Below are 12671 nucleotides of genomic sequence, written 5' to 3' on the forward strand. Positions count from 1 at the left end.
TGGGTCGTGGTTCCTGGTTACTTGGCCGAGGCGTCCGGCATCACACCGCCAGGCGCCGTGGTGCCGGCGTAGTCGATCAGCAGGCTGACGTTGCCGGCGATCGGGATCTTCTTCTGGTAGGCGAAGCTGATTTCGGTCTGGCCGGTCTCGCGCGAGAACTCCAGGTCCTTGCCGTGGATCGCTTCGACGGCGTTGATCTCGGCGTTCTTGTCGAAGGCCTGCTGCATCGCCAGGGTGCTGCCGCCGGCTGCCTTGGCCGAGGCGATGCCCTGCTTGACCGAACGGTACTCGACCCAGGTCGGGAACACTTTCATCGCGAAGATCCCGGTTACGCCGAGGATGGCCAGCACGAAAATGAGCCCGATCAGCGAAATGCCGCGCTGGCTGCCGTTGAATACCTGTTTCGATCCTTGCATCTGACTGCTCCCTGAAAGACTTTAGTGAATGCTACCGATGCGCTTCAGATTGAACTTGCTGCTCATCCAGACAAAGAAGGCCTTGCCGACGATGTTCTTGTTCGGCACGAAGCCCCAGTAGCGGCTGTCCAGGCTGTTATCCCGGTTGTCGCCCATCATAAAGTAATTGCCCTCAGGCACGATACAAGTAAATTTCTCGTACGAGTACACGCAGGCTTCGCGGTGCGGGAAACTGTCGACCTGCTGCAAGTCGATGGTACGCCGGTTTTTCACGGTCAGGATGTTGTGTGGTACGTTTGTCAATTCTTCCTTGTATTGCTGACGCAATTCGAGGCTGTCCTCTTCCAGGTAATCGGGCATCTCGGAGTAATCGACCGGCTTGTCGTTGACCGTCAAGCGCTTGTTTTCATAGGTGATTTTATCACCCGGCACGCCGATGACCCGTTTGATGTAATCCTGGCTCATGTCCTTCGGATACTTGAACACCATCACGTCGCCGCGCTGCGGATCGCCCACTTCGATGATCTTCTTGTTGAGCACCGGCAGACGCACGCCGTAAGCGTACTTGTTCACCAGGATCAGGTCGCCGATCAGCAGCGTCGGCACCATCGACGACGATGGAATCTTGAACGGCTCGTACAGGAAAGAGCGCAGGAAAAACACCAGCGCGATGACCGGAAAGAAACTGCCCGAGTACTCGATCCAGGTCGGCTGGCGCAGCAGCGCGGCCTCGATCGCGGCGCGGCTGGTGTTGTCGGTCTTGATGCCGTCGGCGGCCAGCTTGGCGTTGCGGCCGTCGAAAGCCGCCAGCGCGGTATCGGCGGCGAGGCGGCGCTGCTTGGCGAACACAAAGATATCGAGGAACCAGATCACGCCCGTGATGACCATCAACACGAACAGGATCAATGCAAAATTTCCCAGGATGACTTGCAGGTTCATTTATTCGTCCACTTGTAAGATTGCCAGGAAAGCCTCTTGCGGGATTTCCACCGAGCCCACTTGCTTCATGCGCTTCTTGCCCGCCTTTTGCTTCTCGAGCAGTTTCTTTTTCCGGCTGATGTCGCCGCCGTAGCACTTGGCCAGCACGTTCTTGCGCAGCGCCTTGACGTTTTCGCGCGAGATCACGTTCACGCCGATCGCGGCCTGGATCGCCACGTCGAACATCTGGCGCGGAATCAGTTCGCGCATCTTGGCGGCGACCTGGCGGCCGCGGTAAGTGGCATTCGAGCGGTGCACGATGATGGCCAGCGCGTCGACCTTCTCGCTGTTGATCAGCATGTCGACCTTGACCACGTCGGCCGCGCGGTATTCCTTGAACTCGTAGTCCATCGAGGCGTAGCCGCGCGAGGTCGACTTCAGCTTGTCGAAGAAGTCGAGCACGATTTCGGCCATCGGCATTTCGTACACCAGCTTGACCTGGCGGCCGTGGTAGCTCATGTCCATCTGGACGCCGCGCTTGCCCACGGCCAGCGTGATGACCGAGCCGACGTACTCCTGCGGCATGTACAGGTTGACGGTGACGATCGGCTCGCGCACCTCGGCGATCTTGGTCGTCTCCGGCATCTTGGATGGGTTGTCGACCTTCAGGATCGAGCCGTCGCGCATTTCGACTTCGTACACCACGGTCGGCGCCGTGGTGATCAGGTCCATGTCGAACTCGCGCTCGAGGCGTTCCTGCACGATCTCCATGTGCAGCAGGCCCAGGAAGCCGCAGCGGAAGCCGAAGCCCAGCGCCTGCGACACTTCCGGCTCGTACATCAGGGCGGCGTCGTTCAGTTTCAGCTTTTCCAGCGCGTCGCGCAGCGCGTCGTACTGGTTCGCCTCGACCGGGAACAGGCCGGCGAACACCTGCGGCTGGACTTCCTTGAAGCCCGGCAGCGGCGTCGCGGCCGGCTTGGCCGCGTGGGTGACGGTGTCGCCCACTTTGGCGGCCTTCAGTTCCTTGATGCCGGCGATGACGAAGCCCACCTGGCCGGCCGACAGCTGCGGCAGCGGCTGCGAGCGCGGCGAGAACACGCCGACGCTTTCGACCAGCTGGGTCGATTCGGTCGCCATCAACAGGATTTTTTCTTTCGGCTTCAAGGTGCCGTTCATCACGCGCACCAGCATCACGACGCCGACGTAGTTGTCGAACCAGGAGTCGACGATCAGCGCCTGCAGCGGCGCGTCCGGGTCGCCCTTCGGCGGCGGCACCTTGGCGATCAGCGACTCGAGCACGTCCTCGACGCCGAGGCCGCTCTTGGCCGAGCACTGCACCGCGTCGGTCGCGTCGATGCCGATCACGTCTTCGATTTCCTTGATCGCGTTGGCCGGGTCGGCGTGCGGCAGGTCGATCTTGTTCAGCACCGGCACCACTTCCACGCCGAGATCGAGCGCGGTGTAGCAGTTGGCCACGGTCTGCGCTTCCACGCCCTGCGAGGCGTCGACCACCAGCAGCGCGCCTTCGCACGCCGACAGCGATCGCGAGACTTCGTAGCTGAAGTCGACGTGGCCAGGGGTGTCGATCAGGTTCAGGTTGTAGACGACGCCGTCGCGCGCCTTGTAGTGCAGCGCCGCGGTCTGCGCCTTGATGGTGATGCCGCGCTCGCGCTCCAGGTCCATCGAATCGAGCACCTGGGCTTCCATGTCGCGGTCGGACAGGCCGCCGCAGATTTGAATGATACGGTCGGCCAGCGTCGATTTACCGTGATCGATGTGGGCGATGATGGAGAAGTTACGTATGTTATTCATTAACCAATTCGAGACCAATAGAGTGAAGCGGTGCAACGAAAAAAGCGCTCCGAGGGGGATTATGCGATTCCCCAGACGAGCGCCTTATCAAGCGAGAGAAGCTGTTTGCCAGGACAGAAGCTTTTCCGACCCTCGCATTTTACCGGATTTCAGGGTAGAAAGCCCGGGTTTCTGCTGCGGCGCGGGAGGGAGCACGGCCAAAATTATGCAAAACTTTGCATAATTGCAACAGCCATCGCCGACCCGGGTACTCGGAACGGTCAGCGCCAGCGACAAACCCGGGGTCAGGTCCGCCGGACCTGACCCCGGATCTTAGGCTGCGGCGCTTTCCAAGTAGGCATTGACCGCATCGTGGTCAAGGAAATAATGGCACAGCTCCGGCGCCGACAGGTCGGCGCCGTACAGCACCGGCACCAGCTCATCGAAGCGCTCGACCAGGGCCGGGTCGGCGTCGACGTCGATCACGTCGATGTCGAAGCGCCGGCTGCCAGTCTCCAGTGCCCTCAACGCCGCCAGCATGTCGTCGCACAGGTGGCAGTAGCTGCGCGAGTACAGGGTGAAGCGGATCACTGGCGCGGACGGATCACGCGATAGGCCGTGACCGTGTCGCGCCGCACCAGCAGCGCCACCGGCTTTTTCGGATCGAGCTTGGCGACCATCGCGTTGAACTGCTTGGCGTCTTTCACTTCGACGTTGTTGACCTGCAGGATCAGGTCGCCCGGACGCACGTCGGCGCGCGCGGCGGCGCCTTCGGCCGAATCGACCAGCACCGCGTCCTGCTTGAGCTCCTTGCGCTGCGCGTCGGTCAGGTCGGACACGTGCAGGCCCAGCGCGTTCGGCACGGCCTCGGGCTTCGGTTTTTTCGGCGTCGGCCTGGCGGCCGGCTTCTCGTCTTCCAGCTGGGCGACGGTGACCGGGATGTCGATCTGCGACCCCTTGCGCCACACGGTGACGATGGCACGGCTGCCGATCGCGGTGCCGCCGACCTGGCGCGGCAAATCGCCGCTGCGGTCGATCGCCACGCCGTTGAACTTGAGGATGATGTCGCCGACCTTGATGCCGGCCTTGTCGGCGGGACCGCCCGGCTCGACCAGCGCGACTTCGGCGCCGCGCGCCTTGCCGAGGCCGAGCGACTCGGCCACGTCCTTGCCCACTTCGCCGATCTGCACGCCGAGCCGGCCGCGCGCGACCTTGCCGGTCTTGCGCAGCTGGTCCGAGACGCGAATCGCCTCGTCGATCGGCACCGCGAACGAGATGCCGTTGTAGCCGCCGGACAGGGTGGCGATCTGCGAGTTGATGCCGATGACCTCACCGCGCATGTTGATCAGCGGGCCGCCCGAGTTGCCGGGATTGACTGCGACGTCGGTCTGGATCAGCGGCAGGTAGTCGCCGGTGTCGCGCGCCTTGGCCGAGATGATGCCGGCCGAGACCGAGTTCTCCAGGTTGAACGGCGAACCGATCGCGATCACCCATTCGCCCACGCGGATCTTGCTCGAGTCGCCGGTCTTCAGGTAAGGCAGGTTGGTCGCCTCGAGCTTGAGCACTGCGACGTCGGAACGCTTGTCGGCGCCCAGTACCTTGGCCTTGAACTCGCGGCGGTCGGTCAGGGTGATCAGCACCTCGTCGGCGCCTTCGACGACGTGGGCGTTGGTCAGCACCAGGCCGTCGTTCGAAATGATGAAGCCGGAGCCGACGCCGCGCTGGACTTCCTCCTCCTGCTGCGGGGCGCCGCGCTTGCCGCGCGGCGAAGGGCGCGGCATCTGCTGGCCGAAGAAGCGGCGCAGGAACTCCTGCATCTCCTCGTCGCCGGGACTGCCCTGCCCCAGCTTGACCTTTTCGGTGGTGCGGATGTTGACGACGGCCGGGCCGACACGCTCGATCAGGTCGGTGAAATCGGGCAGGCCGGTGACGACCGGGACCGACACTTGCGAGGCGGCGAATGCGGTCGGCGCGGAAAAGGCGGCGAGCAAGGCGGCGGACAGGAGGATGCGGGTGGCGAAGGATGGAATGGTCATTGGGAGCATGGGATCAGTTCGACAATTGACGCAATGGTAAGCGAAAAAAAGCGGATTGTCGCGGCAGCTCACGCGCCGCCGACAAGGTAAGGGGTCAGGTCCGCCGGACCTGACCCCGGTGTTGGGCCGCGGCTCGTGCAAAAGCCGCAAGAACGTCAAGACGTGGCGGCGATTTTCTTCAGATCCGGCGTCACGGCGGCGACTGCCGCGGTCGCCGGCGGATGCGCCGCCCCGCGCCGCACCGGCGCCGGCTCGGCCGCCAGGCGCGCCRCCAGGCGCTCGCCGAACGCGTCGGACAGCTCGGGCGTCGCGCGCGCGCGCAGCTCGTCGCCGATCCGGTGGTACACGTCCCACGCCTGCTCGCCGTCGCGCGCGCGCAGCGCCGCGAACGCCAGCTCGAGGTCGGACGCCGCCAGTTCGCCGTCGCCCAGGGCCGATATGTGCTCGCGAATTTTCTTGTTTGTGTCCATCGTGCTTTCCATCGCCGTCCGTGTGATCAATTTACTACCAGCTATTGCCATCATGACTACGGCTGACGCCGCTTGTCAACCGGGAAATCGAGTAAGGGCTTCAATTTTTCGGCAATGACCTCGCGCGCCCGGAAAATCCGGCTGCGCACGGTGCCGATCGGACACGCCATCACTTCCGATATCTCTTCGTAACTCAATCCTTCAATCTCGCGCAGCACGATCGCGGTGCGCAGTTCCAGCGGCAGCGCTTCCATCGCGGCGTTGACCGTGTGCGCGATCTGCTTGCTCGCCAGCATAGACTCGGGCGTGTTGATGTCGCGCAGGCTGTCGGCGTCGTCGAACGTTTCGGCGTGCTCGGCATCGGACTCGGTCGATGTCGGCGCGCGCCGGCCCTGCGTCACCAGAAAATTTTTCGCCGTGTTGATGCCGATCCGGTACAACCATGTATAAAATGCCGAATCACCGCGGAAGTGCCGCAGGGCCCGGTACGCCTTGATGAACGTTTCTTGAACAACATCCTCCGCCTCCGCCGGATCGTGCACCAGGCGCGACACCAGGCGCATCAGCCTGCGCTGGTACTTGGCCACCAGCAGGTTGAACGCCTGCCGGTCTCCGCCTTGCACCCGCTCGACCAGCAACTGGTCGCACTCGCGTTCTGTCGTCACTGAACCATGCCCCGTTGGTGGCAGCGGCGTTGTCTCCTTGTGTATAAGAGTTGGCGCGCTGCAATAAGTTCAAAGTTTTTTATGTGTTTCCATGCGCCCGGCGAGATCGCGCAAGGCCACCGCCAATCGCCGGAACTGTCCGGCGCCGACGCTGTCCGGCCACAGCGCCAGCGCGCCGCCGCCGCCGTCCAGGCGCAACAAGAGCAAGCCGGGCCACAGCGTCGAACCAGGCAGCAAGCGCACGACGCCGTCCAACTCATCGGGCGCACCCTCTTGTTGTACCGTCAGGCGACATTGGCCGAGTCCAGATATATCAATCCGGCGCAGGTTTGCGGCGCCGCGCAAGGCGCGCAGCACCGGCACGGCCGCGAGCACGCAGGCGACGGCGGCGAGGCGCGGATGGGAGAAGTCGCCGGCGCCGCCGGCAATGGCGACCGAGGCGCCGAGGTTGGCCGCGCCATGGCACAGCAACACGCAGCGCATCAGGCGTGACGGGTGAACGACGGCGGACACCGCAAGCGACATAAGGCAATGAGGGTGGTACGGGGCGCCGACCGTGCTGGCCGGGCAAAAGGGAAGCCTGAAAAGTCAAACGCCCATCCTTGAGACAAGGATGGGCGCTGCAAGTTCCGCCGGCAGGCCGGCCGAACTGTCGCCTTACGGCGCTTTGCCGAACACCAGGGTGCCGTTGGTGCCGCCGAAGCCGAACGAGTTTTTCACCGCGTAATCGATCTTCATGTCCCGCGCGATGTTGGCGCAGAAGTCCAGGTCGCAAGCCGGATCCTGGTTGAAGATGTTGATCGTCGGCGGCGAGATCTGGTTGTGCATCGCCAGCACCGTGAACACCGCCTCGAGGCCGCCGGCGCCGCCCAGCAGGTGGCCGGTCATCGACTTGGTGGAGTTCACCACCAGCTTCTTGGCGTGCGCACCGAACGTCTTCTTGATGCCCTGCACTTCGGCCAGGTCGCCCAACGGCGTCGAGGTGCCGTGCGCGTTGACGTAGTCGATCTGGTCGACGTTGATGCCCGCATTGTCCAGCGCCGAGACCATGCAGCGGCTTGCGCCGGCGCCGTCTTCGACCGGCGAGGTCATGTGGTAGGCGTCCGCGCTCATGCCGAAGCCGATCAGCTCGGCGTAGATCTTCGCGCCGCGCGCCTTGGCGTGCTCATACTCCTCGAGCACCATGACGCCGGCGCCTTCGCCCAGCACGAAGCCGTCGCGGTCGACGTCCCACGGCCGCGATGCGGTTGCCGGGTCGTCGTTGCGCGACGACAGCGCGCGAGCCGAGGCGAAACCGCCCAGGCCCAGCGGCGAGACGGTCGACTCGGCGCCGCCGGCGATCATCACGTCCGCGTCGCCGTATTCGATCAGGCGGCCAGCCGCGCCGATGCAATGCAGGCCGGTGGTGCAGGCGGTGACGATGGCCAGGTTCGGGCCGCGCAGGCCGTACTTGATCGACAGGTCGCCCGAAATCATGTTGATGATCGAAGCAGGCACGAAGAACGGCGAAATGCGGCGCGGGCCGCGCTTGTCGTAGTCTTCCTTGGTTTCTTCGATCATCGGCAGGCCGCCGATACCGGAACCGACGATCACGCCGATGCGGTCGCGGTTTTCATCGGACACTTCGATGCCGGAATCCTGCAATGCCTGGATGCCGGCCGCCATGCCGAAATGGATGAAGGTATCCATGTGGCGCGCTTCTTTGCCGGGGATGTAGTCCTCGATATTGAAGCCTTTGACTTCGCCCGCGAAACGGGTCGAAAACGGCTCGGCGTCGAACTTGGTGATGTTGGCAATGCCCGACTTGCCGGCCAGGGCCGCGCTCCAGCTGTCGGCAATGTTGTTGCCGATAGGTGAAACGGCGCCCAGGCCAGTGATGACGACACGACGGTTTCGTGAACGGCTCAAGCGATTCTCCTGGTGCTAGCGAAACTTAGGCCTTGACGTGCGCCGTGGCGTAGTCGATTGCCTGTTTCACGGTCGTGATCTTTTCAGCTTGCTCGTCCGGGATTTCCATCTCGAACTCGTCTTCCAGTGCCATTACCAGCTCGACGGTGTCGAGGGAATCGGCGCCGAGGTCGTCAACGAACGAGGAATCGATTTTGATGTCTGCTTCTGCAACGCCCAGTTGTTCAGCGACGATTTTTTTAACGCGTTGTTCGATATCCGACATGTTATGGCTCCATTGTGTGTGTTACGGAAAGTGCGCGCATTTTATCAGGTTTGCGCGTTCTAGAACTAATTTCGGCGTCTGACGTCAACTCAACCGAAAGCACTGCTAAAAGACGAGATTTCACTGGAACAGGACCGTGGCGCCCCCGCCAATTCTGCCCCACTTCAGCCAAATCTGCATCAATTCATGAACATGCCGCCATTCACGTGCAGGGTGGTGCCCGTGATGTAAGCGCCCTGCGGCCCCGCCAAAAACGCCACGGCGTGGGCGATATCTTCCGGTGCGCCCAGGCGCCCCAGTGGAATCTGGGTCAGCAAGGCCGCATGCTGGTCGGCGCCGAGCGCCTTGGTCATGTCGGTGTCGATGAAGCCCGGCGCCACGCAATTGACGGTGATGTTGCGGCTGCCGATCTCGCGGGCCAGCGCACGGCTCATGCCTTCGACGCCGGCCTTGGCCGCCGCGTAATTCATTTGCCCCGGATTGCCCGACGATGCTACCACCGACGTGATGTTAATAATACGCCCATGTTTGGATTTCATCATTCCGCGCAGAACCGCACGCGACAGGCGGCCCACCGCGTTCAGGTTGGTGGAGATGACGCTGTCCCACTCCTCGTCCTTCATGCGCATGGCCAGCTGGTCCTGGGTGATGCCGGCGTTGTTGACCAGGATGGTCAGCGAGCCGAAGCTGTGACCGACGTCGGCGACGGCGGCGGCGCAGGCCGCGGCGTCGGTGACGTTGAGCGTGACGCCCTTGCCGCCGAACTCAGACAGGTATTCGGTGATGGCGGCCGCGCCGCTGTCGGTGGTGGCGGTGCCGACCACTTTGGCGCCCTGGCGCGCCAGCTCCAGCGCGATGGCCTTGCCGATACCGCGCGATGCGCCGGTGACCAGCGCGACTTGATTTTCCAGATTCATTGTTGTCCTTGATTTATAGTTATTGCGGCGGCCCGCGAGCCGCCGGGGCATTACACCAGCGTGGCGAGCACGCGCTCGAGCGACGCCTGGTCGACCAGCGCTTCACCGGCCAGGCGCGGAACGATGCGCTTGGCCATGCCGATCAGCACCTTGCTCGGCGCGCTTTCGATCACTTGCGTCACGCCCTGGTCGGCCATGAACTGCATCGCCTCGACCCAGCGCACCGGGCTCGCGGCCTGGCGCACCAGTGCGTCCTTGATGGCGGCCGGGTCGCGCACGACGGCGACGTCGACGTTGTTGACCAGGTCGATGACCGGCGCGGAGAATTCGATGCCGGCCATGTAGGCTTGCAGGCGGTCCGACGCGGGCTTGAGCAGCGACGAGTGGAAAGGCGCCGAGACCGCCAGCTTCATGGCGCGCTTGGCGCCCCTGGCCTTGGCGATTTCGCAGGCGCGGTCGATCGCGGCGGTGTGGCCGGCAATCACGATCTGGGTCGGCTCGTTGAAGTTGACCGGCTCGATCACGGCGCCCGGGATCCCGGCGGCGGCTTCGGCGCAGACGGCGCGCACGTCGTCGCTCGAGAGGCCCAGCACGACGGCCATGCCGCCCTGCCCGACCGGCACCGCGTCCTGCATGGCGCCGGCGCGGAAGCGCACCAGCGGCACCGCGTCCTTGAATTTGATCACGCCGGCGGCGACCAGCGCCGAGTATTCGCCGAGGCTGTGGCCGGCCACCATGGCAGGCGGCGGGCCGCCGGCGGCGATCCAGGCGCGGTACACGGCGACCGAGGCGGTCAGCATGACCGGCTGGGTGTTGGTGGTGAGGTCGAGGTCTTCCTTCGGCCCTTCGGCGATCATGCGGCCGAGGTCGAAACCGAGCGCGTCGGACGCTTCGGCGACGGTCTGGTCGACCACCGCGTTGCCGGCGAAGCCATTCAACATGCCGACGGCTTGCGAGCCCTGGCCAGGAAACAGGAATGCGAATTTAGTCATTGAAACGATCAGCTCCAAATATTGTTGTTATGGGTGCGGCGATTACATGCGCGCGAGCACGGCGCCCCAGGTGAAGCCGCCGCCGACGCCTTCCATCAGCACATTATGTCCCGGCTTGATCCGACCATCGCGCACGGCTGCATCGAGCGCCAGCGGAATCGAGGCGGCCGAGGTGTTGCCGTGCTGGTCGACGGTGACGACCATCTTCTCTTCCGGCAGCTTGAGCTTGCGCGCGGTGCTCTTCATGATGCGGATGTTGGCCTGGTGCGGCACCAGCCAGTCGAGCTGCTCCGGCTTCATGCCGGCATGCTCCAGCGCCTCGTTGGCGACCTGCTCGAGCACCGACACGGCCAGCTTGTAGACGGCCGGGCCGTCCATGTACAGGAATCCGCTGCCGGCGATCGCGCCGTTGGCCAGGTTGCCCGGCACCGACAGGATGTCGGCGTGGCTGCCGTCGGCGTGCAGCTTGGTCGCCAGAATGCCCGGCTCGCTCGAGGCGGTCATGACGATCGCGCCGGCGCCGTCGCCGAACAGCACGCAGGTGGTGCGGTCGTCGAAATTGAGGATGCGCGAAAACACTTCGGCGCCGATCACCAGCACGTTCTTGTTCGAGCCGGCCTTGATGAAGGCGTCGGCCACCGATACCGCGTAGACGAAGCCGCTGCACACGGCCTGGACGTCGAAGGCGGCGCTGTTGTTGCCCATGCCCAGTTTCTGCTGGACGATGCACGCCGTGCTCGGGAAACTTCCGTAGAAATCCGGGGTCGAACTGGCGACGATGACCAGGTCGATATCGTGCGGCTGCAGGTCGGCCATTTCCAGCGCCTTGCGCGCCGCGTTCACCGCCAGGTCCGAAGACAGCTCGTCCGCGGCCGCGTAGTGACGCGCCGAGATGCCGCTGCGCGAAACGATCCACTCATCCGAGGTTTCGATGCCCTTGGCGGCCAGTTGCGCCGTCAAGTCTTCGTTGGTGACGCGTTGCTTCGGCAGGTAGCTGCCGGTGCCGATAATCTTGCTGTACAAAGTCATTGCTGGCCGTCCACTTAAAGGGTTGGGTTTGGCGCCGCCAGGTCAGGCACGGCCCGCTCCGGCGCATTGGGCATCAGCTCGGCGATCATGGTCGACAGCTGTTCCTGGACATTATATTTCGCCGCGTCGAAGGCGCGCTTGATCGCCCACTCGTAGGAGTAGGCGTCGGCGCCGCCGTGGCTCTTGAACACCAGGCCGCGCAAACCCAGCAGGCTGGCGCCGTTGTAGCGCGACGGGTTGAAGCGGTCCTTGATCTGTTTCAGCGCGCCCTTGGCGATCAGCGCGCCGAGCATGGTCAGCGGGTTGCGGCGGAATTCGGTGTTCAGCACGTCCTTCATGAAGCGGCCCAGGCCTTCGACGGCCTTGAGCGTGACGTTGCCGACGAAACCGTCGCACACGACCACGTTGACGGTGCCCTTGAAGATATCGTTGCCTTCGACGTTGCCGTGGAAGTTCAGCAGGCCGCGCGCGTGGTCCGCGTGCAGCAGCTTGGCGGTGGCCTTGACCACTTCATTGCCCTTGATGTCTTCGGTGCCGACGTTGAGCAGACCGATGGTCGGGCGCTTGGCCCCTTCGATGGCCGAGAACAGCACCGAGCCCATCACGGCGAACTGGTGCAGGTGCTCGGCTTCGCAATCGACGTTGGCGCCCAGGTCGAGCATGTAGGTCGGCTCGCCCTTCTGGTTCGGCAGGATCGAGCAGATCGCCGGGCGGTCGACGCCGGGCATGGTCTTGAGCACGTAGCGCGAGACCGCCATCAGGGCGCCGGTGTTGCCGGCCGAGACGCAGGCTTGGGCGGCGCCCGACTTGACCGCTTCGATCGCCACGCGCATCGAGGAATCCTTCTTGCGGCGCAGCGCGATTTCGATAGCGTCGTCCATCTCCACCACTTCGGAGGCGTGCTGCACGGTGATGCGGGGATGGGCGTCGGCCTTGAGCTTGCGCAGCTCGGCGCGGATGTCGGCTTCGATGCCGACCAGAATCAGCGCGGCGTCAGGCTCGTGCTGGAGAAAAGAGATGGCCGCAGGAATGGTCACGGAACAACCGTGGTCGCCGCCCATGCAGTCGATCGATAGTGTAATTGTCATTTGTAAGGGGCGTGCCGCGGCTCGAACATGGCGGGCGGCAGGATGCGATCTGTGGGCGAGCGCCAGTCAGAGTCAGCGTAATTCAAAATGACGGTGTGCAAATTTTTGCAGCCGAAGACAAAGAAAAAGCGGTGCCACGCAAACAAGCTACGCTGCACCGCCTTCATCTTACTCAA

At 63.8% G+C, this 12671-nt stretch carries 14 protein-coding genes; all 14 read right to left on the minus strand.

Annotated features, from left to right (window positions below; all coding sequences use genetic code 11):
- Positions 1 to 17: 17 nt before the first annotated feature.
- The 14 genes from AC1D02_RS04750 to plsX all read right to left on the minus strand — a co-directional run bounded on the left by AC1D02_RS04750 (position 18) and on the right by plsX (position 12495).
- Positions 18 to 416, minus strand: a complete 399-nt coding sequence (locus AC1D02_RS04750; protein ID WP_477314247.1) for a DUF4845 domain-containing protein — start codon at positions 414 to 416, stop codon at positions 18 to 20.
- Between the two features lie 21 nt (positions 417 to 437).
- Positions 438 to 1355, minus strand: a complete 918-nt coding sequence (gene lepB, locus AC1D02_RS04755) for a signal peptidase I (protein ID WP_477314249.1) — start codon at positions 1353 to 1355, stop codon at positions 438 to 440.
- Positions 1356 to 3146: a translation elongation factor 4 gene (gene lepA, locus AC1D02_RS04760; protein WP_477314251.1), complete on the minus strand. Its 1791-nt coding sequence runs from the start codon at positions 3144 to 3146 to the stop codon at positions 1356 to 1358.
- Positions 3147 to 3458: 312 nt separating this feature from the next.
- On the minus strand, positions 3459 to 3713 hold the full coding sequence (locus AC1D02_RS04765; RefSeq protein ID WP_477315355.1) for a glutaredoxin family protein: 255 nt from the start codon (positions 3711 to 3713) through the stop codon (positions 3459 to 3461).
- Positions 3713 to 5161, minus strand: a complete 1449-nt coding sequence (locus AC1D02_RS04770; RefSeq protein ID WP_477314253.1) for a DegQ family serine endoprotease — start codon at positions 5159 to 5161, stop codon at positions 3713 to 3715. Before AC1D02_RS04770 ends, AC1D02_RS04765 begins: the two co-directional genes overlap by 1 nt.
- A gap of 155 nt (positions 5162 to 5316) precedes the next feature.
- Positions 5317 to 5631 carry an RseA family anti-sigma factor gene (locus AC1D02_RS04775; protein WP_477314255.1) on the minus strand — a complete coding sequence of 105 codons (315 nt, stop codon included), beginning with the start codon at positions 5629 to 5631 and terminating at the stop codon, positions 5317 to 5319.
- Between the two features lie 56 nt (positions 5632 to 5687).
- Complete coding sequence (gene rpoE / locus AC1D02_RS04780; protein ID WP_477314257.1) at positions 5688 to 6296, minus strand: RNA polymerase sigma factor RpoE; 609 nt, start codon at positions 6294 to 6296, stop codon at positions 5688 to 5690.
- 69 nt (positions 6297 to 6365) lie between these two features.
- On the minus strand, positions 6366 to 6821 hold the full coding sequence (locus AC1D02_RS04785) for a hypothetical protein (protein ID WP_477314259.1): 456 nt from the start codon (positions 6819 to 6821) through the stop codon (positions 6366 to 6368).
- Between the two features lie 132 nt (positions 6822 to 6953).
- On the minus strand, positions 6954 to 8204 hold the full coding sequence (fabF, locus tag AC1D02_RS04790; RefSeq protein WP_477314261.1) for a beta-ketoacyl-ACP synthase II: 1251 nt from the start codon (positions 8202 to 8204) through the stop codon (positions 6954 to 6956).
- 25 nt (positions 8205 to 8229) lie between these two features.
- The gene (gene acpP, locus AC1D02_RS04795; protein ID WP_005666812.1) at positions 8230 to 8469 is read right to left on the minus strand and encodes an acyl carrier protein; all 240 of its coding nucleotides are present in this window, start codon (positions 8467 to 8469) and stop codon (positions 8230 to 8232) included.
- A 179-nt stretch (positions 8470 to 8648) separates the two neighbouring features.
- A complete protein-coding gene (fabG, locus tag AC1D02_RS04800; RefSeq protein ID WP_477314263.1) occupies positions 8649 to 9386 on the minus strand; it encodes a 3-oxoacyl-ACP reductase FabG in 738 nt (245 codons plus the stop codon).
- Positions 9387 to 9436: 50 nt separating this feature from the next.
- A complete protein-coding gene (gene fabD / locus AC1D02_RS04805) occupies positions 9437 to 10378 on the minus strand; it encodes an ACP S-malonyltransferase (protein ID WP_477314265.1) in 942 nt (313 codons plus the stop codon).
- A 42-nt stretch (positions 10379 to 10420) separates the two neighbouring features.
- Positions 10421 to 11407: a beta-ketoacyl-ACP synthase III gene (locus tag AC1D02_RS04810; RefSeq protein WP_477314267.1), complete on the minus strand. Its 987-nt coding sequence runs from the start codon at positions 11405 to 11407 to the stop codon at positions 10421 to 10423.
- 14 nt (positions 11408 to 11421) lie between these two features.
- Complete coding sequence (gene plsX / locus AC1D02_RS04815) at positions 11422 to 12495, minus strand: phosphate acyltransferase PlsX (RefSeq protein ID WP_477314269.1); 1074 nt, start codon at positions 12493 to 12495, stop codon at positions 11422 to 11424.
- Positions 12496 to 12671: the final 176 nt, after the last annotated feature.

Source organism: Massilia sp. P1_C10, assembly GCF_056406475.1.